General features: G+C 59.8%; 22 protein-coding genes and 1 tRNA gene. 14 read left to right on the top strand and 9 right to left on the bottom strand.

Features of this window, described 5'->3' with window-relative positions:
• Positions 1 to 21 precede the first annotated feature (21 nt).
• Positions 22 to 2,013, bottom strand: coding sequence for a bifunctional tRNA (5-methylaminomethyl-2-thiouridine)(34)-methyltransferase MnmD/FAD-dependent 5-carboxymethylaminomethyl-2-thiouridine(34) oxidoreductase MnmC (gene mnmC / locus TX23_RS02225; RefSeq protein WP_057700829.1), 1,992 nt, complete (start codon positions 2,011 to 2,013; stop codon positions 22 to 24).
• 156 nt (positions 2,014 to 2,169) lie between these two features.
• On the opposite strand from mnmC, the gene pap reads away from it, so the two are divergent.
• The 3 genes from pap (at position 2,170) to TX23_RS02205 (ending at position 6,231) form a co-directional block, all read left to right on the top strand.
• The gene (pap, locus tag TX23_RS02220; RefSeq protein ID WP_057700828.1) at positions 2,170 to 3,684 is read left to right on the top strand and encodes a polyphosphate:AMP phosphotransferase; all 1,515 of its coding nucleotides are present in this window, start codon (positions 2,170 to 2,172) and stop codon (positions 3,682 to 3,684) included.
• Positions 3,685 to 3,901: 217 nt separating this feature from the next.
• Positions 3,902 to 5,086, top strand: a complete 1,185-nt coding sequence (locus tag TX23_RS02210) for a thiolase family protein (protein WP_057700826.1) — start codon at positions 3,902 to 3,904, stop codon at positions 5,084 to 5,086.
• A 188-nt stretch (positions 5,087 to 5,274) separates the two neighbouring features.
• Positions 5,275 to 6,231, top strand: a complete 957-nt coding sequence (locus TX23_RS02205) for a DMT family transporter (protein WP_057700825.1) — start codon at positions 5,275 to 5,277, stop codon at positions 6,229 to 6,231.
• On the opposite strand, the gene TX23_RS02200 is transcribed toward TX23_RS02205, so the two are convergent.
• Complete coding sequence (locus tag TX23_RS02200; protein WP_057700824.1) at positions 6,228 to 7,610, bottom strand: class II fumarate hydratase; 1,383 nt, start codon at positions 7,608 to 7,610, stop codon at positions 6,228 to 6,230. The genes TX23_RS02205 and TX23_RS02200 overlap by 4 nt on opposite strands.
• Positions 7,611 to 7,806: 196 nt before the next feature.
• Between TX23_RS02200 and TX23_RS02195 the strand changes: the two genes are divergently transcribed.
• The 7 genes from TX23_RS02195 to TX23_RS02165 all read left to right on the top strand — a co-directional run bounded on the left by TX23_RS02195 (position 7,807) and on the right by TX23_RS02165 (position 15,494).
• Entirely contained in the window at positions 7,807 to 8,325 is a 519-nt protein-coding gene (locus TX23_RS02195; protein ID WP_014719258.1) for a DUF2059 domain-containing protein, read from the top strand.
• Between the two features lie 6 nt (positions 8,326 to 8,331).
• Positions 8,332 to 8,625, top strand: a complete 294-nt coding sequence (locus tag TX23_RS02190) for a BolA family protein (RefSeq protein WP_057700823.1) — start codon at positions 8,332 to 8,334, stop codon at positions 8,623 to 8,625.
• Between the two features lie 101 nt (positions 8,626 to 8,726).
• Positions 8,727 to 9,668 (top strand): oxygen-dependent tRNA uridine(34) hydroxylase TrhO, encoded by a 942-nt coding sequence (gene trhO / locus TX23_RS02185; RefSeq protein ID WP_057700822.1) that lies wholly within the window; start codon positions 8,727 to 8,729, stop codon positions 9,666 to 9,668.
• Positions 9,669 to 9,704: 36 nt separating this feature from the next.
• The gene (locus TX23_RS02180; RefSeq protein ID WP_186558540.1) at positions 9,705 to 10,307 is read left to right on the top strand and encodes a DsbA family protein; all 603 of its coding nucleotides are present in this window, start codon (positions 9,705 to 9,707) and stop codon (positions 10,305 to 10,307) included.
• Positions 10,300 to 12,102 carry an ABC transporter ATP-binding protein gene (locus TX23_RS02175; RefSeq protein ID WP_057700820.1) on the top strand — a complete coding sequence of 601 codons (1,803 nt, stop codon included), beginning with the start codon at positions 10,300 to 10,302 and terminating at the stop codon, positions 12,100 to 12,102. The genes TX23_RS02180 and TX23_RS02175 overlap by 8 nt, the downstream gene beginning before the upstream one ends.
• 71 nt (positions 12,103 to 12,173) lie before the next feature.
• The gene (locus TX23_RS02170; RefSeq protein ID WP_057700819.1) at positions 12,174 to 14,636 is read left to right on the top strand and encodes an EAL domain-containing protein; all 2,463 of its coding nucleotides are present in this window, start codon (positions 12,174 to 12,176) and stop codon (positions 14,634 to 14,636) included.
• Positions 14,637 to 14,714: 78 nt separating this feature from the next.
• On the top strand, positions 14,715 to 15,494 hold the full coding sequence (locus tag TX23_RS02165) for a TenA family transcriptional regulator (protein ID WP_232910575.1): 780 nt from the start codon (positions 14,715 to 14,717) through the stop codon (positions 15,492 to 15,494).
• 70 nt (positions 15,495 to 15,564) lie between these two features.
• On the opposite strand, the gene TX23_RS02160 is transcribed toward TX23_RS02165, so the two are convergent.
• Both TX23_RS02160 and lldD read right to left on the bottom strand, forming a co-directional pair.
• Positions 15,565 to 16,491, bottom strand: a complete 927-nt coding sequence (locus TX23_RS02160; RefSeq protein WP_057700817.1) for a GGDEF domain-containing protein — start codon at positions 16,489 to 16,491, stop codon at positions 15,565 to 15,567.
• A 408-nt stretch (positions 16,492 to 16,899) separates the two neighbouring features.
• The gene (lldD, locus tag TX23_RS02155) at positions 16,900 to 18,036 is read right to left on the bottom strand and encodes an FMN-dependent L-lactate dehydrogenase LldD (protein WP_057700816.1); all 1,137 of its coding nucleotides are present in this window, start codon (positions 18,034 to 18,036) and stop codon (positions 16,900 to 16,902) included.
• Between the two features lie 100 nt (positions 18,037 to 18,136).
• On the opposite strand from lldD, the gene TX23_RS02150 reads away from it, so the two are divergent.
• A complete protein-coding gene (locus tag TX23_RS02150; protein WP_057700815.1) occupies positions 18,137 to 19,060 on the top strand; it encodes a LysR family transcriptional regulator in 924 nt (307 codons plus the stop codon).
• 33 nt (positions 19,061 to 19,093) lie between these two features.
• A tRNA-Asn gene (locus tag TX23_RS02145) sits at positions 19,094 to 19,169 on the top strand.
• A 335-nt stretch (positions 19,170 to 19,504) separates the two neighbouring features.
• Here the strand turns inward: TX23_RS02145 and TX23_RS02135 are convergent.
• The 4 genes from TX23_RS02135 to TX23_RS02120 all read right to left on the bottom strand — a co-directional run bounded on the left by TX23_RS02135 (position 19,505) and on the right by TX23_RS02120 (position 22,415).
• The gene (locus TX23_RS02135; RefSeq protein ID WP_057700814.1) at positions 19,505 to 20,056 is read right to left on the bottom strand and encodes a hypothetical protein; all 552 of its coding nucleotides are present in this window, start codon (positions 20,054 to 20,056) and stop codon (positions 19,505 to 19,507) included.
• A 211-nt stretch (positions 20,057 to 20,267) separates the two neighbouring features.
• Positions 20,268 to 20,633, bottom strand: a complete 366-nt coding sequence (locus tag TX23_RS02130; protein WP_032896063.1) for a BrnA antitoxin family protein — start codon at positions 20,631 to 20,633, stop codon at positions 20,268 to 20,270.
• Positions 20,634 to 20,636: 3 nt separating this feature from the next.
• Complete coding sequence (locus tag TX23_RS02125) at positions 20,637 to 20,918, bottom strand: BrnT family toxin (RefSeq protein ID WP_057700813.1); 282 nt, start codon at positions 20,916 to 20,918, stop codon at positions 20,637 to 20,639.
• 273 nt (positions 20,919 to 21,191) lie between these two features.
• Entirely contained in the window at positions 21,192 to 22,415 is a 1,224-nt protein-coding gene (locus tag TX23_RS02120) for a benzoate/H(+) symporter BenE family transporter (protein ID WP_057700812.1), read from the bottom strand.
• A 95-nt stretch (positions 22,416 to 22,510) separates the two neighbouring features.
• Here TX23_RS02120 and pdxR point away from each other — a divergent pair, with 95 nt between their 5' ends.
• Complete coding sequence (gene pdxR / locus TX23_RS02115; RefSeq protein WP_057700811.1) at positions 22,511 to 24,007, top strand: MocR-like pyridoxine biosynthesis transcription factor PdxR; 1,497 nt, start codon at positions 22,511 to 22,513, stop codon at positions 24,005 to 24,007.
• Positions 24,008 to 24,123: 116 nt separating this feature from the next.
• Here the strand turns inward: pdxR and TX23_RS02110 are convergent, their stop codons facing one another.
• Positions 24,124 to 24,474, bottom strand: a complete 351-nt coding sequence (locus TX23_RS02110; RefSeq protein ID WP_057700810.1) for a hypothetical protein — start codon at positions 24,472 to 24,474, stop codon at positions 24,124 to 24,126.
• Between TX23_RS02110 and TX23_RS28650 the strand changes: the two genes are divergently transcribed.
• The gene (locus TX23_RS28650; RefSeq protein ID WP_269812666.1) at positions 24,473 to 24,595 is read left to right on the top strand and encodes a hypothetical protein; all 123 of its coding nucleotides are present in this window, start codon (positions 24,473 to 24,475) and stop codon (positions 24,593 to 24,595) included. The genes TX23_RS02110 and TX23_RS28650 overlap by 2 nt on opposite strands.
• The last annotated feature ends 158 nt before the right edge of the window (positions 24,596 to 24,753 follow it).

Raw genomic sequence — 24,753 nt, 5'->3', positions numbered from 1 at the left:
TGCCGCTGGTGCGTTATTGGCTCATGGTGTCTTGTGCGATTTGCCTCGAATCAACTCACGCAAAGCAAACCGGTTGGGGTGACAGGCCTGGGCCACGCTGATGGGCAAGGGGAGCGGTTCGTTGTCCAGCCATGCCGCCAGCAGTTGTGCGGATAACGGTGCGGTGATCAAACCGCGTGAGCCGTGGCCGCTATTGATATACACCCCCTCCAGCCAGGGGCAGGGCGTATCCGGCACTTGGCGCGCATCCCGCGCCAGTATGCCGAAGGCCTGTGCAAATGCGTCGGCATCGGCCAGCGGGCCGACGATGGGCAGATAGTCCGGGCTGGTGCAGCGGAAGGCGGCGCGGCCTTCCAGGGTGTCCAGTGCCTGGTTGTCGGGGTGCAAAGCCTGCAGCAAGGTCGGGGAAATTTCCCGCAGCAGCTCCAGGTTGTCGGCGTGTTCGGCGAGGGTAGGGGTCAGATCATCGCTCTTGAAGTCGAAACTGGCGCCCAGGGTATGTTCGCCTAACCGTGCCGGGGCGACATAGCCCTGGGCGCATACCACGGTGCTCAGTTCCTGGCTTTGAGCGGTGTGCGGCAGGCGCGTAATTTGCCCGCGAATGCGTTTGAGCGGCAGCGCGGCGCTGAAGGGGAAGCGCTTTATCTCGGCGGCGCCGGCAAGTACCACCACGGGCGCATCGGCAATCGGCGTGTCGCCGTCCCGGGCCTGCCACTGGCCATCGACGCGCTGCAAGGTCAGGGCCTCCTGATGCAGCTTCACCTCGATATTCGGATGCCGGGCCTGCCACTCGCACAGCGCCGGCGGATGCACCCAGCCGCCGTCGGGGAAGAACAAGCCACCTTGCTCCAGCGGGATGCCGGCGTGGGCTTGTGCCTGGGTTGCATCCACCCTGTGCAGCAGGTCTGGCGCAAAGGCCTCGGCCAGTTGGGCCTGGCGTTCGGCTTCCTTGGCATTGAAGGCCAATTGCAACACGCCGCACGCGTCCCAATCGACGCCACGCTGCAAATGCTCAAGCAACCGGCGGGTGTAGCCAAAGCCGCTGACGATCAACTGCGACAGCGCGGTGCCGTGGGCCGACAGTTTCAGGTACAGCACACCTTGCGGGTTGCCTGACGCTTCCTGCGCCAGGGCCGCGTGACGTTCCAGCAGGCACACCTGCCAACCGCGTGCCGCGAGGCTGGCGGCGGTGCAGCAGCCGGCCATTCCGCCGCCGATCACCAGCGCTCGGCGCTCGCCAGTGTGAGGCGCAGGGCGTGCGAACCAGGGGGCGGTGACGGCGGGCCTGGGCGTTAGTTCGGGCCAGCCGAGAAACTCGCCGCGCAGGATCTCCCATTTGTGGCCGATACCCGGCGTGCGTTTCATCTTGAACCCGGCGGCGTTGATCAGCCGGCGGACCCAGCCGGTACTGGTAAAGGTGCTGATGGTCGAGCCCGGTGCCGCCAGGCGCGCCAGCTCGGCGAACAGTTCGGCGGTCCACATATCCGGGTTTTTTGCCGGGGCAAAACCGTCGAGAAACCATGCATCTATTTGTGCATCCAGTTGCGGCAATTGCTCCAGAGCGTCGCCGATCAACAGGGTCAGGGTTACACGGCCATTGTCCAATACCAGGCGCTGGAAGCCTTGATGGATGGCGATGTACTGGGCCAGCAATTGTTCGGCGTAGGGTTGCAGTTCGGGCCAGAGGGCGAGGGCGCGTTGCAGGTCGGCATGGCTGAGCGGGTATTTTTCCACACTGACAAAATGCAGACGCGCACCGGCTACCGCGTGTTGATCGAACAACTGCCAGGCGCACAAAAAATTCAAACCGGTGCCGAAGCCGGTTTCGCCGATCACCAGCCGCCCGCCCATCGGCAAGGCGGCAAAGCGCTCCTGCAAGCGGTTCTGTTCGAGAAATACATAACGGGTTTCTTCAAGGCCCGACTGGTCGGAGAAGTACACGTCGTCGAACACTCGCGAATGCGGGCGACCTTGGTCATCCCAGTCGAGCTGGGCGTGGGTGATGGGGGTCATGGGCGGCTCATAAAAATAACGGCAGGCAAACACAAGGCGGCCATTCTAGCCGATCAAACGGCAGGGGATTGACCCACGGCAAGCCGCGGTGGAATTTCCTTCCACCTGTTGCGGCCCAATCCGCTAGTCTTGAGCCATCTTGAAACGGAGCTGCCCATGTTCGAATCCGCCGAAATCGGTCACGCCATCGACAAAGACACCTATGACGCCGAAGTGCCGGCCCTGCGTGAAGCCTTGTTGGAGGTGCAGTACGAGCTGCAACAGCAGAAGCGCTTCCCGGTGATCATTCTGATCAACGGCATCGAAGGCGCGGGCAAGGGCGAAACCGTCAAGCTGCTCAATGAGTGGATGGACCCGCGCCTGATCGAAGTGCGCACCTTCGACCAGCAGACCGACGAAGAACTGGCCCGCCCGCCCGCCTGGCGCTACTGGCGGCAACTGCCGGCCAAGGGGCGCATGGGGATCTTTTTCGGCAACTGGTACAGCCAGATGCTGCAGGGTCGGGTGCATGGGCAGATCAAGGACGCGCGGCTCGACCAGGCGATTGCCGGTGCCGAGCGCCTGGAAAAGATGCTCTGCGATGAAGGCGCGCTGATCTTCAAGTTCTGGTTCCACCTGTCGAAAAAACAGATGAAGGCGCGCCTCAAGGCCCTGGCCGATGACCCGCTGCACAGCTGGCGCATCAGCCCGCTGGATTGGCAACAGTCCAAGACCTACGACAAGTTCGTGCATTTCGGTGAGCGTGTGTTGCGCCGTACCAGCCGAGATTACGCGCCGTGGCATGTGATCGAAGGCGTCGATCCGCATTACCGTGGGCTGACCGTGGGCAAGATCCTGCTGGAGGGCCTGCAAAGCGCGTTGAAACAGGCCAAGGTCAAGGCCAGCGGCATGAACCCGGCGCCGTTGCTCGCCTCGGTAGACCGCAAGAGCCTGCTCGACAGCCTGGACATGACCCTGCGTCTGGACAAGGACGATTACGAAGAACAACTGATCACCGAGCAGGCGCGCTTCTCTGGGCTGATGCGCGATAAGCGTATGCGCAAGCACGCACTGGTGAGCGTATTCGAAGGCAACGACGCGGCCGGCAAGGGCGGGGCGATTCGGCGCGTGGCGGCGGCGCTGGACCCGCGTCAGTACCACATCGTGCCGATTGCCGCGCCCAGCGAAGACGAACGTGCCCAGCCCTACTTGTGGCGCTTCTGGCAGAAGATCCCGGCGCGCGGCATGTTCACTGTGTTCGACCGCTCGTGGTACGGCCGCGTGCTGGTCGAACGCATCGAAGGCTTCTGCACCCCGGCCGATTGGATGCGCGCCTATGGCGAGATCAATGACTTCGAAGAGCAATTGCGCGATGCCGGTGTGATCGTGGTCAAGTTCTGGCTGGCCATCGACAAGGACACCCAGCTGGAACGCTTCCAGGCCCGCGAGGAGATCCCGTTCAAGCGCTTCAAAATCACCGAAGACGACTGGCGCAACCGCGACAAATGGGACGACTACCGCGCGGCGGTGGGCGACATGGTTGACCGCACCAGCACCGAGGTGGCGCCCTGGACCCTGGTAGAGGCCAACGACAAGCGCTGGGCGCGGGTCAAGGTGCTGCGCACCATCAACCGTGCGCTGGAAGAGGCGTTTGATAAAAGCGATAAGCACGACAAAAAGAAAAAGAAATAGCCATCTAGGGTGGGAGGGTCTGTAGGAGCGAGCTTGCTCGCGAAAAATCTCAACGATAACGCGTGTTTCCTGAATAAACGCGGCGCCTGGGGTTTTTTCGCGAGCAAGCTCGCTCCTACCAAGGCCCCATGCTTTTGCATCCATGGGATGAATGATCATCGCGGTCGGCCAGGCCCGGCTCTATTCTCGATCTACAACCAAAAGATCGAGGTAGCCCATGCGTGAAGTAGTGATCGTCGACAGCGTACGAACCGGCCTGGCCAAGTCCTTTCGTGGCAAATTCAATCAGACCAGGCCCGATGACATGGCGGCCCATTGCGTCAATGCGCTATTGACTCGCAACGGCATTGACCCGGCGACGGTGGAAGACTGCATCGTCGGTGCCGGCTCCAACGAAGGCGCCCAGGGCTATAACATCGGGCGCAACGTGGCGGTGCTCTCGCAACTGGGCACCGGTACGGCGGGCATGACCCTCAACCGTTTCTGTTCGTCGGGCTTGCAGGCGATTGCCATTGCCGCCAACCAGATTGCTTCGGGTTGCAGCGACATCATTGTCGCCGGCGGTGTCGAGTCCATCAGCCTGACCATGAAAAGCGTCAATACCGATAACCTGATCAACCCGCTGCTTAAAGAGCAGGTGCCCGGCCTCTACTTTCCCATGGGCCAGACCGCCGAAATCGTTGCCCGTCGCTATCACGTCAGCCGTGAAGACCAGGACCTTTACGCCCTGCAAAGCCAGCAGCGCACGGCCCAGGCCCAGGCCGATGGCTTGTTCAATGACGAGATCGTGCCAATGGCGGTCAAGTACAAGGTCGAAGACAAAAATACCGGTGAGGTGCAGATCCTTGATGGCGTGGTAGACAGAGACGACTGCAATCGCCCCGACACCACACTGGCCAGTCTTGCCGGTCTCAAGCCTGTGTTTGCCGAGGACGGTTCGGTGACGGCGGGCAATTCCTCGCAGCTCTCCGACGGCGCTTCGATGACCCTGGTGATGAGCCTGGAAAAAGCCCTCGCGTTAGGGCTCAAGCCCAAGGCGTTTTTCCGTGGTTTTACCGTGGCCGGGTGCGAGCCGGACGAGATGGGCATCGGCCCGGTGTTTTCGGTGCCCAGGCTGCTCAAGGCCAAAGGGTTGCAGATAGCGGATATTGACCTGTGGGAACTCAATGAAGCCTTTGCTTCCCAGTGTCTGTATGCGCGCAATCGGCTGGAGATCGACAACGCCAAATACAACGTCAACGGCGGCTCGATCTCCATCGGCCACCCGTTCGGCATGACCGGCTCGCGACAGGTGGGGCATCTGGTGCGCGAGCTGCAACGGCGCAACCTGCGCTACGGGATTGTCACCATGTGCGTGGGTGGCGGGATGGGTGCTACGGGACTCTTCGAAGCCGTACGCTGAGTCAGGTTGGAATACGGCCAATGTGGGAGCTGGCTTGCCTGCGATAGCGGTGGGTCAGCGACAGATTGGGCACAGATAAACCGCCATCGCAGGCAAGCCAGCTCCCACATTCAAGACTGTGACGTATCCGAACTCAGTGACTTGCCCCTAGAATGCCTGCTCCACTTCCTCTGGCATCTGGGGCACTCATGCACATCTCTTCCGGCCGCTGGGTCTACGGTTTTTTCCTGACCCTGCTGACCGCGTTTCTGTGGGGCATTCTGCCGATCAAGCTCAAGCAAGTGTTGCAGGTGATGGACCCGATCACCGTGACCTGGTTTCGCCTGATGGCAGCGGGCACGTGCCTGTTCGTTTACCTGGCAGCCACCAAGCGTCTGCCCAGCCGCAAAGTGCTTGGCCCCAAAGGCGGATGGCTGGTGGGCATGGCGGTGTGCGGCCTGGTCGGCAACTACGTGCTGTATCTGGTTGGGCTGAAAATGCTCAGCCCGGGCACCGCGCAGTTGGTGGTGCAGATGGGTCCGATCTTTCTGATGGTCGCCAGTGTGTTTGTGTTCAAGGAACGCTTCAGCCTGGGGCAGGGGGTGGGGCTGGTGGTGCTGATCGCAGGCTTTGGCTTGTTCTTCAACCAACGCCTGGTGGAGTTGCTGACGTCCCTGGGCACCTACACCGCCGGTGTGCTGACGATCCTGCTCGCCACCACCATCTGGGTGTTCTATGCGCTGGGGCAGAAGCAGTTGCTGACGGTGTGGAATTCGTTGCAGGTGATGATGGTGATCTACCTGTCGTGCGCGGTGTTGCTCACGCCCTGGGCGCACCCGCTGGAGGCGTTGCAGTTGAGCCCGCTGCAAGGCTGGCTGCTGCTGGCGTGCTGCATGAATACACTGGTGGCCTACGGCGCATTTGCCGAAGCCCTGGCGCATTGGGAAGCCTCGCGGGTCAGTGCGACCCTGGCGTTGACGCCGTTGGTGACCTTTGTGGCGGTTGCCTTGGCGGCGTGGCTGTGGCCCGAGTATGTGCAGGCCGAAGAGATCAATGCTTTGGGCTACTTCGGCGCGTTTGTGGTGGTGCTGGGTTCGGCAACCGTCGCACTGGCGCCGTCGCTGCTCGCCGGGCTCAGGGCCCGGCGGCTGCGGATGTCGGTTTAAGCGCCGAGCATGTTTTCCGGGCGCACCCACTGATCAAACTCGGCATCGGTCAGGTAGCCCAGCTCCAGCGCGGCCTCGCGCAGTGTCAGCCCTTCGGCGTAAGCCTTCTTGGCGATTTCGGCTGACTTGTCGTAGCCGATATGCGGGTTGAGCGCGGTGACCAGCATCAGCCCGCGCTCCAGGTGCTCGGCCATCTGCTTGGCGTCTGGCTCAAGACCGGCGATGCAATGCTCCTGGAAGTTGTTGCAGCCATCGGCCAACAGGCGGATCGATTCCAGCAGGTTGTGGATGATCACCGGTTTGTACACGTTCAACTGCAAGTGCCCCTGGCTGGCGGCCATGCCGATGGTCACGTCGTTGCCCAGTACCTGGCAGGCCAGCATCGACAGCGCTTCGCACTGGGTGGGGTTGACCTTGCCGGGCATGATCGAACTGCCCGGCTCGTTGGCCGGCAACTTGACTTCGGCCAGCCCGGTGCGCGGGCCGGAACCCAGCAGGCGCAGGTCGTTGGCGATTTTCATCAGCGCCACGGCCAGGGTTTTCAGCGCGCCGTGCAGGGTCACCAGCGGCTCGTGGCCGGAGAGGGCGGCGAATTTGTTCGGCGCGGTCACGAAGGGCAAGCCCGACAACGCCGCCAGTTCGGAGGCGATCGCCTCGCCGAAGCCATGGGGCGCATTGAGCCCGGTGCCCACTGCGGTGCCGCCCTGGGCCAGCTCGCACACCGCGGGCAGGGCGCTGCGGATCGCACGCTCGGCGTAATCGAGCTGGGTGATAAACGCCGAAAGTTCCTGGCCGAAGGTGATCGGCGTGGCATCCATCATGTGGGTACGGCCGGTCTTGACCAGCTTCATATGTCGCGCGGCCAATTCCGCCAGGCCACCGGACAAGGTGGCGATCGCCGGCAGCAGTTGCTTGTTCACCGCTTGCACCGCAGCAATGCTCATAGCAGTAGGAAAGCAGTCGTTGGAACTCTGGGAACGGTTGACGTGATCGTTGGGGTGCACCGGGCTCTTGCCGCCGCGGTTGTTGCCGGCCAGTTCGTTGGCGCGGCCGGCGATCACTTCGTTGGCGTTCATGTTGCTCTGGGTGCCACTGCCGGTCTGCCAGACTACCAGCGGGAACTGGTCGTCGTGCTGGCCGTCCAGAACCTCGTCGGCAGCCTGCTCGATCAGGCGGGCAATATCGGCGGGCAGGTCGCCGTTACGGTCGTTGACCCGTGCCGCAGCCTTCTTGATCAAGGCCAAGGCATGCAATACCGCCAGCGGCATGCGCTGCTCGCCAATCGCGAAATTGACCAGCGAACGTTGGGTTTGCGCGCCCCAATAGGCGTCATCAGGGACCTGTACTTCCCCCAGGCTGTCGGTTTCGATACGGCTCATCGGTCACCCTCCTTATCCAGTCGTGATTGGTCAGTTTAGGCCCTGGCGGCCAGCGTGGGTTCCCTAAAAGCGCATTTGTGCCCTCGCGCCCCGTGAAACCAGGGCTTGCCGAGGGGTGGGGTTGAGCCGCGAGGTTTTTTAGGCGCAGAATGGTCGCCCTTGGGGTCTTACCTCGCCTGCTAGAAAAGGAAACTCGATGACTCGTCTTCGTGCCATCTGTACCGCGGTTGCTCTGGTTTGCGCCAGCGGCCAGGTTCTTGCCGATACCGCCAGCCACAACGCCAGTGCCGAAGCCTTCCTTACCCTGGCCCATGCTGACAAGCTGGGGACCCCGGTGTACATGCAAGTGCAGCAAATGTTCGCCCAGCGTTTCGAACAGACCAAGGCGCCTGCCGCCAAGCAGTCCGTACTGGACAGCTACCAGGCCAAGGCCAACGCCGCTCTGGACCAGGCCATCGGCTGGCCGAAGCTCAAGCCCGACATGGTCAAGCTCTACACCACCAACTTCAGCGAATCCGAGCTCAAGGACCTGGTAGCGTTCTACCAGTCGCCACTGGGCAAGAAAGTCCTGGAAAAAATGCCGCAGCTGACCCAGCAATCGGCCCAGATGACCCAGGCCAAACTGGAAAGCGCCGTACCGGTGGTGAACAAGCTGTTGGAAGACATGACCAACGAGCTGGCACCAAAAGCCGCCGCCCCGGCCAAGAAGAAGTAAGCAGCAATGATCATGCAACAGCGTATCGAAACGGCGCTCGCCGCCCTGGGCCCGCAACACTTGAGTGTGCTGGATGAAAGCCACATGCACAGCCGTGGGTTGCAGACCCACTTCAAGGCCGTGCTGGTCAGCCCGCAGTTCGAGGGGCTCAACCGCGTCAAGCGCCACCAGAAGGTCTACGCCACGCTGGGTGACCTGATGAGCGAGTTCCATGCGCTGGCGCTGCATACCTATACGCCCGAAGAATGGGCGACAATCGACGCAGCCCCGGCCTCGCCGACCTGCGCCGGCGGACATTGACGGGGTAACCCTGATAGAATCCGCAACGCGCCGCTTAGCCGGCGCGTTTTTTTTGCATCCGGTTCACCCCTTACGAGGGTAGCCACCTGGAGAGAACACCCATGACCCACCCGATTGTCGTGGCGGCACTGTACAAGTTCGTCACCCTCGAAGATTACGTCGCCCTGCGTGAGCCCCTGTTGCAGGCGATGGTCGACAACGGCATCAAAGGCACCTTGCTGATCGCCGAAGAAGGCATCAACGGCACCGTTTCCGGCAGCCGCGAAGGTATCGATGGCCTGATGGCCTGGCTGAAAAAAGATCCGCGTATGGTCGACATCGACCACAAGGAATCCTACTGCGACGACCAGCCGTTCTATCGCACCAAGGTCAAACTCAAAAAAGAGATCGTAACCCTGGGCGTCGAAGGCGTTGATCCAAACAAAAAGGTCGGCACCTACGTCGACCCGCAAGACTGGAATGCCCTGATCAGCGACCCTGAAGTACTGCTGATCGACACCCGTAACGATTATGAGGTGTCTATTGGTACATTTGAGGGCGCAATCGACCCGAAAACCACCAGTTTTCGCGAATTTCCCGACTATATCAAAGCCAACTTCGACCCGGCCAAGCACAAGAAGGTCGCCATGTTCTGCACCGGCGGCATACGCTGCGAGAAGGCGTCGAGCTACATGCTCAGCGAAGGCTTTGATGAGGTGTATCACCTCAAGGGCGGCATCCTGAAGTACCTTGAAGAGGTGCCCCAGGAAGAAACCAAATGGCAGGGCGACTGCTTTGTGTTCGACAATCGCGTGACCGTGCGCCACGACTTGAGCGAAGGCGACTACGATCAATGTCATGCCTGCCGCACACCGGTAAGCGTAGAAGATCGCGCCTCCGAGCATTATGTGGCCGGCATCAGTTGCCCCCATTGCTGGGATAAGCTGCCGGAGAAGACCCGTCGCAGCGCGATCGATCGCCAGAAGCAGATCGAGCTGGCCAAGGCCCGTAACATGCCGCACCCGATTGGCTTCAACTATAAGCAAACTCCTTCCGAGGCCTGAGCCATGTCTGCGCGCCTGCTCTATGTAATGGACCCAATGTGTTCCTGGTGCTGGGGCTTTGCCCCGGTCGCGCAGGCGCTGGTAGAGCAGGCCCAGGCGGCCGGTGTGGACGTGCACCTGGTGGTGGGCGGCTTGCGCACCGGCAGCGGTGCAGCCTTGGAGCCGACCACCCGGCGCTACATCCTTGAACACTGGCAGGCGGTCACCGAGGCCACCGGCCAGACGTTCAAGCGTGACGGCGCATTGCCCGACGGCTTCGTCTATGACACCGAGCCTGCTTGCCGCGCCATCGTCACCGCACGCAGCCTGGCGCCGGATTGCGCCTGGACGCTGCTGGGGCTGATCCAGCGCGCGTTCTATGTCGAGGGACGGGACGTGACCCTCGCCCACGTGTTGGTGGAGCTGGCCGAGCAGGCTGGAATTCCGCGTATCGAGTTTGCAGGCGAGTTCGATCGTGCCGAGCAGCATGCCGCCACGGCAGCGGATTTCACCTGGGTGCAGGATCTGGGGATCGCCGGTTTCCCGACGTTGCTCGCAGAACGCAATGGCCAGTTGGCCTTGCTGACCAATGGTTATCAGCCGCTGTCCGAGCTGTCGCCGTTATTGGGTCGATGGCTGGAGCGAGCTGCCTGTGTATGAGCAACCTCAACGCACTGACCGCCTGACCTGGGCAGAGATTCGCCGCCTGGCGCTGCGTCACAAGAAATCCTTGTGGATCGCCAATGGTGTGGCCGTGCTGGCGACGTTGTGCAGTGTGCCTATCCCCTTGCTGTTGCCATTGCTGGTGGACGAAGTGCTGCTGGGCCACGGCGATGCCGCGCTCAAGGTGATGAACCACGCGTTGCCCCTGGGTTGGCAGAAAGCCGCCGGTTACATCGGCCTGATGCTCCTGGTGACCCTGGCCCTGCGCTGTGGTGCGCTGGTGTTCAACGTGGTACAGGCGCGCCTGTTTGCGCGCCTGGCCAAGGACATCGTCTATCGCATTCGCGTGCGCCTGATCGAACGCCTCAAACGTATCTCCCTGGGGGAGTACGAAAGCCTGGGCAGCGGCACGGTCACGACTCATCTGGTGACCGACCTGGACACCCTGGACAAATTCGTCGGCGAAACCCTCAGCCGTTTCCTGGTGGCCATGCTTACCCTGGTCGGCACCTCAGCGATCCTGGTATGGATGCATTGGCAGCTGGCGCTGTTGATCCTGTTGTTCAACCCGTTGGTGATCTACGCCACGGTGCAATTGGGCAAGCGCGTCAAACACCTGAAAAAGCTGGAAAACGACAGCACGTCGCGCTTTACCCAGGCGTTGACCGAAACCCTCGATGCCATTCAGGAGGTGCGCGCCGGCAATCGCCAGGGTTTCTTCCTTGGTCGCCTGGGCCAGCGTGCCCGGGAAGTGCGTGACTACGCGATTCATTCCCAATGGAAAACCGACGCTTCCAGCCGTGCCAGTGGTTTGCTGTTCCAGTTTGGTATCGACATTTTCCGCGCTGCAGCCATGCTGACGGTGCTGTTCTCCGACCTGTCCATCGGCCAGATGCTCGCCGTATTCAGCTACCTGTGGTTCATGATCGGCCCGGTTGAACAACTGCTGAACCTGCAATACGCCTACTACGCAGCGGGCGGCGCGCTGACGCGGATCAATGAGCTGTTGGCACGTGCCGATGAGCCGCAATATGCCGGTGGTGCAGACCCGTTTGTCGGGCATGACACTGTCGGTATCGAGGTGCGTGGCCTGAACTTTGGCTACGGCGAGGACCTGGTGCTCGACCAATTGAACCTGGCAATCGCGCCGGGGGAGAAGGTGGCGATTGTGGGTGCCAGCGGCGGCGGTAAAAGTACCCTCGTGCAGTTGCTGCTGGGGCTCTACACACCACAGGCCGGCAGCATTCGTTTTGGGGGGGCTACCCAGCAGGAGATCGGCCTGGAAACCATTCGTGAAAACGTCGCCGTGGTGCTGCAACACCCGGCGCTGTTTAACGACACTGTGCGCGCCAACTTGACCATGGGGCGTACCCGCTCCGATCAAGCTTGCTGGCAGGCGCTGGAAATCGCCCAACTGGATGCTACCGTCAGAGCACTGCCTATGGGTCTGGACAGTGTGGTGGGGCGCTCTGGTGTGCGCTTCTCCGGCGGTCAACGGCAACGCCTGGCCATCGCCCGCATGGTACTCGCCGAGCCAAAAGTGGTGATTCTGGACGAAGCCACCTCGGCACTGGACGCGGCGACCGAATACAACCTGCACCAGGCATTGGCGCGGTTTCTCAGCGGGCGTACTACACTGATCATCGCCCACCGACTGTCTGCGGTGAAACAGGCTGACCGAGTACTGGTGTTCGATGGCGGGCATATCGCCGAGGATGGTGATCATCAGCAATTGATCGCCGATGGCGGGCTCTACGCCAAACTTTACGGACATCTGCAACAAGTGCGTTGATTTAGCTTAGGCTGTGCTATCGGGAGCGGATTTTCGCGTGCGTATCAAGCTGTGCATGTGTAAGGGACTTCATGAAGCAAAAGCGGACTCTCGGAACGCCACGGCTGTTGGGTATCGTCTGGCCCTTTATTGCCGTTGTCTTGTTCCAGGCATTGTTGGGCTGTGGCAGTCTCTACGTGCTTTCTGCAGTGCGTGGTTATGTGGCAGGCGAAAGCTTATGGTCCAAGGGCCAGAAGGATGCCATCTATTACCTGACGCTTTATGCCGATAGCCGCGACGACGCCACCTATCTCAAATACCAGAACGCCATTGCCGTGCCTCAAGGCGGCCATGAGCTGCGCATCGCCCTGGACAGGGCTGCGCCAAACCTGCCTGCCGCCCGCCTGGGGATCCTCAAGGGGGGCAACCACCCGGACGACGTCCCCAGCCTGATTTGGCTGTACCTCAACTTCCGCCATTTCAGCTACCTGGAAAAAGCCATTGAGCTATGGACGGTGGGCGATGGCTACCTTGAGCAACTGGACGAACTGGCCCAGCAAATGCACAGCGCCATCAGCACCGATCAGGTCACCGATCGGGATGTGCTCGCCTGGAAAGCGCGCATTATTGCCATCAATGAGGGCGTAACGCCGGCCGCCAAGGCGTTCAGCGATGCGCTGGGCGAAGGTTCGCGGATGATCCTGCGCCTGTTGTTGATCACCAACCTGGCCACCGCCCTGGGGCTGATCGTCCTGGCGCTGTTGCGTACCCATAAATTGTTGGCCCAGCGCCACGCCTTCGCTGACGCGCTGCAAGCGGAGAAGGAGCGGGCGCAGATCACGTTGGAGTCGATTGGCGACGGGGTGATCACCACCGACGTCGACGGCGCCATTGCCTATATGAACCCCGCGGCCGAAGCGCTGACCCACTGGAGGTCGGAACAGGCCCAGGGCTTGCCGTTGGCGGCATTGTTCAAGTTGCTGGATGAAAACGCCGAGCCTGACGGCTTCACCTTGATTGAACACATCATCAAGGGCCAACTCAGTGGCGGCAGCGAGCATTCCAAGCTGATCCAGCGCCTGGACGGCAGCACTGTCTCCGTCACGCTGGTGGGCGCGCCGATTCGCAGTGCCGGCAAGGTCAGCGGTGCGGTGCTGGTGCTGCACGACATGACCCAGGAGCGCCAGTACATCGCCAACCTCTCGTGGCAGGCGACCCATGATGCCTTGACTGGCCTGGCCAACCGCCGTGAGTTCGAGTTCCGTCTTGAGCAGGTGCTGCAACAGGTGGCACGCCAGCAAAGTGGGCGACATGCGTTGATGTTCCTTGATCTTGACCAGTTCAAGCTGGTCAACGACACCTGCGGCCATGCGGCAGGCGACGAACTCCTGCGCCATATCTGCGCGCTGTTGCAATCTGACTTGCGCGAGGGCGATACGTTGGCCCGCCTGGGCGGCGACGAGTTCGGCATTCTGCTGGAGAACTGCCCGGCGCCGGTGGCGGAAAAGATCGCCGAGAGCTTGCGCCATACCGTGCAAAGCCTGCACTTTGTGTGGAAAGGCCGACCGTTCATGACAACAGTCAGCATCGGCCTGGTGCATATCTCGCAAACCCCAACCACCCTGGAAACCTCCCTGCGGGCTGCCGACATGGCCTGCTACATGGCCAAGGAAAAAGGGCGCAACCGCATACAGGTCTATCACGCCGATGATTCCGAGTTGTCGCTGCGCTTTGGCGAAATGGCCTGGGTGCAGCGCCTGCACATTGCCCTTGAAGAGGATCGATTTTGCCTCTACGCCCAGGAAATCTCGCCGTTGGGCCACACCGAAGCTGGCAATGGGCACATCGAAATTCTGCTACGCCTGCATGACGAAGCCGGGCGCATCATTTTGCCCGACAGTTTTATTCCGGCAGCCGAACGATACGGCCTGATGACCTCGCTGGATCGTTGGGTGGTTGAAAACGTGTTCAAGATCATTGCTCGATGCATGACTGAACGTCCGGGCCGTCCTATGGCCATGTGTGCGATTAATCTGTCAGGAATAACGATCGGCGATGACGATTTCTTGGGTTTTTTACGTGAGAAATTCGGTACTTACAGCATTCCACCGGAAATGATTTGTTTTGAAATAACTGAAACCAGCGCTATAGCCAATTTGGGTAGCGCCATTCGATTTATTAATGAACTCAAAGCGTTAGGTTGCCAATTTTCACTCGACGACTTTTGCGCCGGAATGTCCTCATTCGCATATTTGAAACATTTACCTGTAGACTTCCTGAAGATCGATGGAAGTTTCGTAAAGGATATGCTGGACGACCCGATTAACCGCGCCATGGTCGAAGTGATCAACCACATCGGCCACGTCATGGGTAAGCGCACAATTGCCGAATTTGTTGAAACACCCCAGATCGAACAAGCGTTGCTTGAGATCGGTGTGGATTACGCTCAGGGCTACCTGATTGAACGCCCGCAATTGTTTACCTTTGATAGCCTGCAGTGTCGACCTGTGCGGCCTCAGCCCCTGGTATTCAAGGCGCCCGGCACATTCCGCTGAAACGTTTGCTGGTCTGTAAAATCACACTTAAAAAGGAGCCCTACAGTGATCGACACATTCAACAGAACCGGGCCGCTTATGGAAGCCTCGAGTTACCCAGCCTGGGCGCAGCAATTGATCCAGGCCTGTAGCGAGAGCAAGCGTCGGGTTGTCGAGCACGAACTGTATCAGCGTATGCGCGACAACGCCCTCAGCGCCAAGACCATGCGCCACTACCTGATTGGTGGTTGGCCGGTGGTGGAGCAGTTTGCGTTGTACATGGCGCAAAACCTGACCAAGACCAAGTTTGCTCGCCACCCGGGTGAGGATATGGCGCGGCGTTGGCTGATGCGCAATATTCGCGTGGAACTCAACCATGCCGATTATTGGGTGAATTGGGCGCGTGCCCATGATGTCAGCCTTGAAGAGCTGCAAGCCCAGGACGTGCCGCCGGAATTGCATGCACTGAGCCATTGGTGCTGGCACACCAGCTCGGCGGATTCGTTGATTGTCGCGATTGCCGCCACCAACTATGCGATCGAGGGGGCAACGGGGGAGTGGTCCGCGGTGGTCTGTTCTACCGGCGTGTATGCCGATGCCTTCCCCGAGGAAGATCGCAAGCGGGCGATGAAGTGGCTGAAGATGCACGCCCAGTACGACGACGCTCACCCGTGGGAAGCCCTGGAAATCATCTGCACCCTGGCCGGCAACAACCCGAGCAAGGCCCTGCAGGAAGAGTTGCGCCAGGCGGTGTGCAAAAGCTACGACTATATGTACCTGTTCCTGGAAAGCTGCATGCGCCTTGAGAACATAGAGAGAGACAAAGAGAAGGCGCCAGCCGTTCGCGAGCGCCCGGTGCGCATTGCCAGCGAGGCGTGATGTAACTGTTCTGACGGTAACTTGTGGCGAGGGAGCAAGCTCCCTCGCCACAGTGCAACCCTATTGCGGCTTACCCCGCCATCGCCAGGCGGTTACGGCCTTCGCGCTTGGCCACGTACAGCGCATTATCGGCCCGGCGCAACAGGCTTTCAGCCGACTCGGCCGCCAACAGCGTCGAGCAACCCAGGCTCACCGTCAATTCGATCCGCGTGCCTTCCACCCAATAGTCCTGGCTCTGTGCCGCCTGGCGCAAGCGCTCACCGACCATCTTCGCCGCATCGCGCCCGGTGTTGGACAGCAGGATCAGAAACTCTTCCCCGCCAAACCGAAAGACCATGTCGACGTTACGCAGCTGGCGTTTGATCGCCCCTGCCACGGTGCGCAGCACGCTATCGCCGGCGGCGTGACCATGGGTGTCATTGATTCTCTTGAAGTGGTCGATGTCCAGCATCAGTACGGACAAGGGGTGCAGATGCCGCCTGGCCATGTCGATTTCCCGTTGCAACGTCTGATCCATGGCCACGCGGTTGCCGGTTTCGGTCAGCGAATCGCGCAGGGCGCTGCGGGTGGCAGCGCGGTAGAGCAGGGCGTTGCGCATTGGATACAGCAACGTCACCAACAGCGATTCGAGCTGGCTCAGTTCCTCATCGATCAACCGTTGGTTGCGGCGAAACACCAGCTCTCCAAGGTGCTCGCCTTCGTGGCTCAAGGTGTAGCTCACCGAATGGTGGCCACGATGCCCGAACTCAAGGCGCAGGTCGCTGGCGACATGGCGGTACTGCAACGCATCCAGCGGCACCAGGCGTTGTACTTCGCGAAAGAACAGGCCGAGGATGCGCTCCGGCTCCAGGCTGGTTTGCAGCTGCTGGCTCAGTTGCTGGCAAAGCTCGGTCAGGGTTGCGGGGCGACGTGGGCGCAGGGAAGGCTGGCCAAATCCCAGGCGCTGCAATTTGGCACTGTCGAAGTCAATTGCGTTGGTCTGGGTGGGTGTTTTCATAAGTGGGTGGCCTCTAAGCACTTGGCTGTCTTACAGGCGGGATGAGGGCGGCAAGTGCCAGGCGTCTTACTGTTCCTTCAATTCCGTAAAACATGGAGAACAGTTTAAACCGCTTTGCATTGGGTTATAACCCCGAGACACGTGCCGCACGTCTTGTCATCACTTAACCTGTTTGGAAAGTGCGAGAGCGAGATTCGTGCCAATATCGTTTTATTTTAGAAAGTTCTTATAAATCAAAAGATTGTATTTAAACCAAAAAACGTCTTTTAAATAATGGCGCCAGTTATTTGGCTGGTTTGGGCCGGCGTTGCCGTCGACCCGTTCAACTTTACTATCGCTGTGGCTTGAGTTGTTTGTCGCTAATAAACCACGCCTCCATTAAAGCGCACATAAATTACACTACGGCCATCACGGCTGGACCAGCGTCGTGCGGTCGATCTGTGCGATGGAGGTGACGCCGGTCAGGGTCATGGCCACGCGCATTTCCTTGGCGAAAATATCCAGCACGTTCTCTACCCCGTGTTGGCCTTCGGCGGCCAGCGCATAGGTGGTCGCACGCCCCAGCAGGCACGCCTTGGCCCCCAGGGCGAGCATACGCACGACGTCGAGCCCGGATCGAATGCCGGAGTCCACCAGCACGGTCAGGTCATCGCCCACCGCATCGGCAATCGGCGGCAACGCCTTGGCGGTGGACAGCACGCCGTCGAGCTGGCGGCCGCCATGGTTGGACACAACGATACCGTCGGCGCCAAAACTCAACGCGTCCTTGGCATCCTGCGGGTCGAGGATGCCCTTGATGATCATCGGGCCTTTCCAGAACTCGCGGATCCACTCCAGGTCTTTCCAACTGATCGACGGGTCGAAGTTGTTGGCCAGCCAGCCAATGTAGTCCTCCAGGTGGGTGGGTTTGCCCAGGTATTTGGAGATATTGCCCAGGTCGTGGGGGCGACCCATCAAGCCCACATCGAAAGCCCATTGCGGTTTGGTCACCGCTTGCAACATGCGCCGCTGCGCCGCGTACGGCCCGGACATGCCCGAGTGCGCATCGCGGTAGCGGGCGCCGGGTGTGGGCATATCCACCGTAAACACCAGCGTGGTCACGCCGGCCGCCTGCGCCCGCTCCAGCGCATTGCGCATGAAACCGCGATCCTTGAGTACGTACAGCTGGAACCAGATCGACTGCGGGCTTTGCGAGGCCACTTCCTCAATTGAACACACCGACACCGTCGACAGGCAGAAGGGGATGTTTTTGTTGGCCGCCGCCTTGGCCGCTTGCACTTCACCGCGTCGCGCATACATGCCGGTCAGGCCCACCGGGCTGAGGATGACCGGCATCGCCAGCTCCGTGCCGAACAGGTGGGTGCTCAGGCTCAGCTTGTCGACATTGCGCAAAACACGCTGGCGCAGGCTGATCTCGGCCAGGTCCGAACTGTTGGCGCGCAACGTGTGCTCGGCGTACGCGCCGCCGTCGATATAGTCGAACAGAAAGCGCGGCAACTTGCGCTTGGCCGCAGCGCGGTAGTCGGAAGCGGACGAGATGATCATCGACGGTGTCTCCACAGGGCAAAGTGCTACACCATAAGCAAAGTTGTGACATGATAAAAACAACTTTTATCACTGATCTCCAGTCGCAAAAGGAATGCTGATGAACCTGCGAACATTGCGTGCGTTTGTCGAAGTGGTGCGCCAGGGCGGGTTTTCCCAGGCAGCCGAGGTGGTGGCGTTGACCCAGTCCACCGTCAGCAAGGCGGTCAAGACCCTGGAGGACGAGTTGGGCACACCGCTGCTCAATCGTCTTGGCCAAAGGAACGAACTCACCGCCGCCGGCGAAATTGCCTACCGCCGAGCCTTGGTGATGCTCGCCGAACGCAATGACCTGATGGCTGAAATCAACGACCTGCGCGGTCTCACCCGTGGCGTGCTACGCATCGGCCTGCCGCCGGTGGGGTGCGGTGTGCTGTTTGCGGCCATGTTTGCCACTTACCGCAGCCGTTACCCAGGCATCGACATCGAATTGACCGAGTACGGCAGTAAAAAACTGCGCGAATGCCTGGAGGCCGGGGAGGTCGATCTGGCCGCACTGCTGCTGCCGGTGGACGAAGGCTTTGACTACCAGCCAGTACGCAACGAACCTCTGATCGCAGTGCTGCCCATCAGCCACCCACTGGCCCGCCGCAAGCGCATCGACTTCACCGACCTGGCGGACTCGCCGTTCATCCTGTTCGAAGCGGGTTTTGCCCTCAACGCGAAGATTCTCAGTGCGTGCGAACGCAAAGGCGTAACCCCCAAAGTCACTGCTCGCAGCGGGCAGATCGACTTTATCGTCGACCTGGTCACCGCCGGCCTGGGCGTCGCCTTCCTGCCGCGAATGCTGGCGCACAAGCACCAACACCCCGGCATCGCCTTGATCCCCCTGGACGAGCCCCACACCGATTGGCACATCGCCCTGGCCTGGCGCGCGAGCGCCCACCTGCCACCGGCAGCACGGGCCTGGTTGGATCTGGCCAGGGAACCGTCGTATTCAAGCGAGCAGGGGGGCGATTTGCGGAAAGTTTCTGAGGATGCTTGACTTCTTCTTTTTAATCAGTAACATACGGCGCATTCCGCGATAGCTCAGTTGGTAGAGCAAATGACTGTTAATCATTGGGTCCCTGGTTCGAGTCCAGGTCGTGGAGCCAGATAGAGAAAAGCCTGCAGAGATGCAGGCTTTTTTTTGCTTGGAATTTGACCCAGCAATCCAAACGCTTAGCGCGCTTAGCATGACGCCATCTCGATGGACGCTTTCGCCTCCAGAATTTAATACCGGCGTTCGCTCAAGATTTCGACCTGATCCTTGTCGACACCCAGAGCGCACGCTCCATTGTCCTTGAAGTGGCGTTGCTAGGCGCTCAGATGGCTATTTTTCCTATCACTCCCGATATGCTGACTGCGAGGGAGTTTCAGCGCGGAATGCTCCAGCTTTATAGAGATGTGGAGCCTCTGGCAGCGCTGGGCGCTACAGTTATCCTACAGTTCAAAGCGAACAAGGATTAACCAGGTTTACGATGGAGGTCATTGTCATCCCCGCTCTCCCTCGCCCCGTGTCCCTTACATAATCCTTTTCAGTGCCCACCAAGGTTCGCTTTCCTGGTTGGAGCAGGGTTTCCACAATGAGCTTTTTCTTCGCGATATCCGGTTTAAAACTCGGCTCTACTGGCCAAATCTGCACGGCATAGTCTTGGGCGAACAAAAACAGATTGGGAGCGGTATCTACCGGTGTTTGCAGGTGCGCGCACATGATGTCGCTGGCTTGTACTTCAACCATTGTTTTGTAGTGGGGCTTGTCGTAACTGGCCAATATCAATTTTGTCCGAGTCTGAACCCCCAGCGCTTCCTGAGGGTGGCAAGGCGTCACTTCGCCATAGGCGTAGGCGCACCAATTCACCTGGGTCATTGTGACGATTTCCTCAGGTTTTAAAGACAGATCTTTCTGGATGTTCAACTGGTCTTGCGGTTTTTCGTAGGGGATTGTCGTGCAGCCAGTGAGCAATGCGAGTGCGAGCAGAGTGATGAACTTGAAGTACATGGCTTTCATTTCCTATGAATTACATCGACCTGATAGAAACAACTTCCACAAAACGGAATTTTTTCCTAGCCGCCTTGGTAGCGTCTGGCTCAGCTAGGATACCTGGGAGAGACTCTTGCTCGGGAGACGGGCTGCAGAGATGCAGGCTTTTTTTGCCTTGGATTTGGCCTGCATGGCGCGATTCGCAAGAGGCAAACTCTAGCCCTTCGATTCAGACAGGTTTGCTTTTTGATTTGGCAGGCAGTGGATTAACAAGCATTCGGTTCAATTCGCCAGCGAGCGCTATCAACTGCTGTTCCAACGCTTCGACCTCTGAGACGCTGATGCCATTGTTGAGGACTTGCAAGGTTTTGGCTTGCTTCTTCGAGGCTGGCGCTAGGTTATAGGTGTCCTGGGAAACCAATGCCTGTCGCAGTAGATTGTTGATCACGGTCTGATAGCCGGTGCCTGCACTCTGGGCACGTTCACGGGCGGCTTCGATCACAGCATCGTCCAGCATGATCGTGATACGGGTTTTACCTTTGTTGCTGGCGATAGCGCCTCGTTTGGCGTTACTGAAGTCGTATTCGTCTTTCATGGCTCAAACCTCCAGGTACTGACGCCGTTCATTTTTGGATGCAAGCCGGGCGCTGATGATGCGTACGAAATTGGGATCGCGGTAGGTGTAGGCCACTACCAACACGCGTCCATTTGCGTCGGTGCCCATGATCACCCAGCGTTCTTCTCCGTGATCGTAATCTTGCATGGTCAGGGCTGCCTCGTCGTAAAACACCGGTTCGGCATCAGCTAGGCTTACGCCTTTATGCTTGCGCTGATTAGCGATGTTTTTGGTGTTATCGAATTGAACCATGAAAGTTTTCATTATGCATATTTTATATGTATGAAAAGCGATGAATGGACGATCAGGCAGGATGATCGGCTGTGACGATCTATACCGTGCACACGCCATTTTCCCTCCGATCAGTTGGAGCTTGATCTTGCAGAGATTGCCTGCGGATTTCCGTGCGCAACGGGCGTCTGTTTACGTAGCCAGGTTCTGTTTTCTTTGTCGGAAGGCGTGTATAGACATGACCGAATGTCATATCGAAGCGTTTGCGTGGTAGGCGGGCAGGGTTTGAGCCCAGGTCGTGGAGCCTCAGTTAGCAGCGTTCTCACGAGTATCAAGCTCCCGACGCGGCAACCGCCCATTAAGCACGACGTACGCCGCCAACCCAATCAGCAGCCCCCAAAACGCCCCGCCAATCCCGAACAACGTGATGTTGGCGGCCGCTGCCAAAAAGGTAATCAGCGAAGCCTCACGGGAGCTGGCATCGGCCATGGCGCCGGCCAGGCTGCCGCCGATAGTGCCGAGCAGGGCGAGCCCGGCCAGGGTGGTGATGAAGGTGGCCGGAAAGGCCATGAACAGCGCAGCGAGGGTCACGCCGAAGACTCCGACCAGGATGTAGAAAACACCTGCCGCAATGCCGGCGATCCAGCGCTTGGAGGGCTCTTCGTGGGCTTGCTTGCCGGTGCAGATGGCAGCAGTGATCGCCGCGATATTGAACGCGTGGGAACCAAAGGGCGCCATGAGCAAGGAGCCCAGCCCGGTAATACTCACGATGGGGTTGGCGCTGGTGTTGAACCCATCGTTGCGCAGAACCAACATGCCGGGCATGTACTGGCCGGTCAGGGTGATCAGAAACAGCGGCAGCGCGACACTGAGCAGAGCATTGAGCGAGAACTCAGGCCGGGTGAACACGGGCGCCGCCAGTTGCAGTTCCAGGCCCGACAAGTCGACCCGCCCCTGAACCAGCAGGAAGGCTAGCCCCAACGCCAGAATGCCCACAACCGCGTAGCGTGCGGTCAGGCGTTTGAGCACGAGGTAGGCAACAATCAGCAAGCCGACCAGCATCGGGTCAAGGCTCATGCCGCCGAAAGCACCGATGCCGAACTGCAACAGAATACCGGCGAGCAACCCGGCGGCCACACCTGAGGGGATCAGCCGGATGACTTTTTCGAAATAGCCGGATAAGCCCAGCAGCACGAAGGCCGCGGCCGAGATCATGTAGGCGCCCACCGCCTCGGCATAGGGCGTGGTGGACAGGGCCACAACCAGAAAGGCAGCAGCCGGTGTGGACCAGGCGGTGATGATAGGTGTGCGGGAAACCCAGCTGAGAAACAGCCCGGTAACCCCCACGCCGATGGACACCGACCACACCCAGGACGCCGTCAACTCAGGGCTTAGCCCAGCGACCTTGGCGGCCTGGAACACCAGAATGAAGGTGCCGCCATAATTGACGATGACCGAGATCAGGCCGGCGACAATCGGCGGGATGAGGTCGCTGAGGCGAACCGATGCGTTGGATGTTGACGAAGGCATGGCGTTACGTTGCTCCTTGCAAATGGCGAAGCGCAGAGTCTACGGATAAACTGGCCTGCTATTTCAGGCCAATTTATCCATATAAAGCAGACCGCATGGCAAAAACCTTCGAGCTCGAAACACTAAAAATACGGCTCAACGATGCCGAGTTTCAGCGGCTGGATCTGCACCTGCGAATTCAGCGCGCCCTGCGGGCATTGATTCTGGAGGGAGCCCTTGATGGGGGCCTCAAGCTGCCGGCGACCCGAGTGCTGGCCAAGACGCTTGGCGTTGCCCGCGACACGGTCGAGAACGCCTATGTGCATTTGCACCGGGACGGCTTCATTGTGCGGCGCGAGGGCTCTGGCAGCTATGTATCGGAGGCTGTGGGCACCGAGTTACGCGGGGCTGCGCGCCAGCGCATCAACATCCAAAACACCCAGCGCAGCGATGCAGTGCCAGGGGCGGGCTTGAGCCGGCGTGGCCGGATGATGTTCGACACGGGTGGCGTGACCGATCAACAGGCGGTGAAGGCCTTTGCCACCGGGCTGCCGGAAACCCGTACCTTTCCTGTCGATATATGGGAGCGTCTGCAACGCCAGGCCATGAAGGACTACCGGGGTAACGTCCTGCTGCATGGCGACCCGCAAGGCGCCGAGCCCCTGCGCAAGGCGATCACCACCTATTTGAACCTCGAACGCGGCGCCAAATGTTCACCCAATCAGATTCTGGTATTGAGCAGCACTCGCCAGGCGCTGTACCTGTGTGCCCAATTATTAGTGGATGCCGGCAAGCCCATCCTCCTGGAAAACCCCGGTTACTACGGTGCCAAGAAGGCTTTTGAAGCGGCCGAGACCCAGGTGGTGCCTATTGACGTTGATGCACTGGGTATCCGCACCGACCTGTTGCGGGTAGACCGCAGCGGTGCCAATTGCGTCTATGTGACGCCTTCGCATCAATACCCCACCGGCGCCACGTTAGCGCTGGAGCGCCGGTTGGAGTTGATCAACTGGGCGGCCGAGCAGGCCAAGTGGATCATCGAGGACGACTATGACAGCGAGTTCCACTACGACGGGCCGCCGATTGCCTGCGTCCAGGGCCTGGACCCGTACCAGCGCACGATCTACCTCGGTACCTTCAGCAAAACCCTCTATCCCGGATTGCGGATGGGCTACATGGTGCTGCCTGCCGGACTGGTCAGCGCATTCACCTATGCGCGAAGCATCATGGACGGTCACACGCCACAGATCCTCCAACTGACGCTGGCGCGCTTCATGGAGGACGGCCACTACCACGCCCATGTCCGGGCCATGCGCAAACTGTACGCTGCGCGCCGTGCCGTCATGCTCACCGCCATCGGCAAACGCCTGAAGGGGATTGCCACAGCCTTGTGCCCCCATGGCGGGCTGCAGATGCCCTGTCTTTTGGCCGATGGCTGGTCGGAGGAAACCACCATTCGCCAAGCTGCCAGCGCAGGCGTGCAGTTGCCCGGACTCAGTCGGTTGTACGCAGGAGACGAGAAGAAACAAGGTTGGCTGTTGGGGTATTCATCCTTGACCGCCCATGAAATCGAAACAGCCATGCGGCGGCTGGCCAGAGCAATAGGCTCGTAGGAGCGAGCTTGCTCGCGAAAAACTCACAGGCGCCGCGTTCACTCAGGAAGCACGCGTTATCGTTGACGTTTTTCGCGAGCAAGCTCGCTCCTACAAAGGTCACTGAACGGCATTACTTATCTAAGCCTGCTCGGGGTTTGAACCGCAGGCAGGATGGAGTCGAACCATTGCGCCAGGTTCGAGCCTGATAGCCGCTGCACCTCATCGACCTCCATCGACTCATCCTGATCGGCGGTGTAGCACTGGTCACCGCTGCGCCTGTCATCGGGATAGACCATAAAGCCACCGCGGCCGTCAGGGCAGTTAGGCAGATACACCGAGGACAGGTCGCGTTGCTCATCCAGGTGCGCATTCAAGCGCGCGATATAGATGGCCATCGAAACCGCCACGCCAATAACCAGCACCACACAGGCGACCAACTGGCTGGCATAGCTGGCGCCCATCTCATTACGATGTACGGGCGACATGACACGACCCTGTCTGCTCAACATTCTGGCCAACCAGAAACCAGCCATTGCCTCCCATGCGTACCAACTGCGCTTGCTGTGGAAGGATGCCCACCATCAGCGCGAGGAAAATCACGGCTAACAGCACCCCTTTGATCATCGAATACAGGTTCATGACGGTGACGAGCTCTGGATAAGAAGAGCCTTAGCCTAAGCCGCACCGGGTTAACGTCAGGTAAACATCACGGGAAACCGCCCGACTTCCGCTATCCTTCACACCGCTGCGCACTGCCTGCCCGA

Origin of the sequence: Pseudomonas paralactis (genome assembly GCF_001439735.1) — a bacterium.
Lineage (GTDB): Bacteria > Pseudomonadota > Gammaproteobacteria > Pseudomonadales > Pseudomonadaceae > Aquipseudomonas > Aquipseudomonas paralactis.
Note: the sequence above shows the minus strand (reverse complement) of the source record. Positions and strands in the feature narration are given on the sequence as shown.

What these genes read in the sequence shown, in the direction of transcription:
- TX23_RS02135 (WP_057700814.1), bottom strand. Translation starts at nt 20,056, where the DNA reads ATGTACTTCAAGTTCATCACTCTGCTCGCACTCGCATTGCTCACTGGC.
- TX23_RS02210 (WP_057700826.1), top strand. Translation starts at nt 3,902, where the DNA reads ATGCGTGAAGTAGTGATCGTCGACAGCGTACGAACCGGCCTGGCCAAG.
- pap (WP_057700828.1), top strand. Translation starts at nt 2,170, where the DNA reads ATGTTCGAATCCGCCGAAATCGGTCACGCCATCGACAAAGACACCTAT.
- trhO (WP_057700822.1), top strand. Translation starts at nt 8,727, where the DNA reads ATGACCCACCCGATTGTCGTGGCGGCACTGTACAAGTTCGTCACCCTC.
- TX23_RS28650 (WP_269812666.1), top strand. Translation starts at nt 24,473, where the DNA reads ATGACACGACCCTGTCTGCTCAACATTCTGGCCAACCAGAAACCAGCC.
- TX23_RS02110 (WP_057700810.1), bottom strand. Translation starts at nt 24,474, where the DNA reads ATGTCGCCCGTACATCGTAATGAGATGGGCGCCAGCTATGCCAGCCAG.
- pdxR (WP_057700811.1), top strand. Translation starts at nt 22,511, where the DNA reads ATGGCAAAAACCTTCGAGCTCGAAACACTAAAAATACGGCTCAACGAT.
- TX23_RS02205 (WP_057700825.1), top strand. Translation starts at nt 5,275, where the DNA reads ATGCACATCTCTTCCGGCCGCTGGGTCTACGGTTTTTTCCTGACCCTG.
- lldD (WP_057700816.1), bottom strand. Translation starts at nt 18,036, where the DNA reads ATGATCATCTCGTCCGCTTCCGACTACCGCGCTGCGGCCAAGCGCAAG.
- TX23_RS02160 (WP_057700817.1), bottom strand. Translation starts at nt 16,491, where the DNA reads ATGAAAACACCCACCCAGACCAACGCAATTGACTTCGACAGTGCCAAA.
- TX23_RS02180 (WP_186558540.1), top strand. Translation starts at nt 9,705, where the DNA reads ATGTGTTCCTGGTGCTGGGGCTTTGCCCCGGTCGCGCAGGCGCTGGTA.
- TX23_RS02130 (WP_032896063.1), bottom strand. Translation starts at nt 20,633, where the DNA reads ATGAAAGACGAATACGACTTCAGTAACGCCAAACGAGGCGCTATCGCC.
- mnmC (WP_057700829.1), bottom strand. Translation starts at nt 2,013, where the DNA reads ATGACCCCCATCACCCACGCCCAGCTCGACTGGGATGACCAAGGTCGC.
- TX23_RS02195 (WP_014719258.1), top strand. Translation starts at nt 7,807, where the DNA reads ATGACTCGTCTTCGTGCCATCTGTACCGCGGTTGCTCTGGTTTGCGCC.
- TX23_RS02170 (WP_057700819.1), top strand. Translation starts at nt 12,174, where the DNA reads ATGAAGCAAAAGCGGACTCTCGGAACGCCACGGCTGTTGGGTATCGTC.
- TX23_RS02150 (WP_057700815.1), top strand. Translation starts at nt 18,137, where the DNA reads ATGAACCTGCGAACATTGCGTGCGTTTGTCGAAGTGGTGCGCCAGGGC.
- TX23_RS02190 (WP_057700823.1), top strand. Translation starts at nt 8,332, where the DNA reads ATGATCATGCAACAGCGTATCGAAACGGCGCTCGCCGCCCTGGGCCCG.
- TX23_RS02125 (WP_057700813.1), bottom strand. Translation starts at nt 20,918, where the DNA reads ATGAAAACTTTCATGGTTCAATTCGATAACACCAAAAACATCGCTAAT.
- TX23_RS02200 (WP_057700824.1), bottom strand. Translation starts at nt 7,610, where the DNA reads ATGAGCCGTATCGAAACCGACAGCCTGGGGGAAGTACAGGTCCCTGAT.
- TX23_RS02120 (WP_057700812.1), bottom strand. Translation starts at nt 22,415, where the DNA reads ATGCCTTCGTCAACATCCAACGCATCGGTTCGCCTCAGCGACCTCATC.
- TX23_RS02165 (WP_232910575.1), top strand. Translation starts at nt 14,715, where the DNA reads ATGGAAGCCTCGAGTTACCCAGCCTGGGCGCAGCAATTGATCCAGGCC.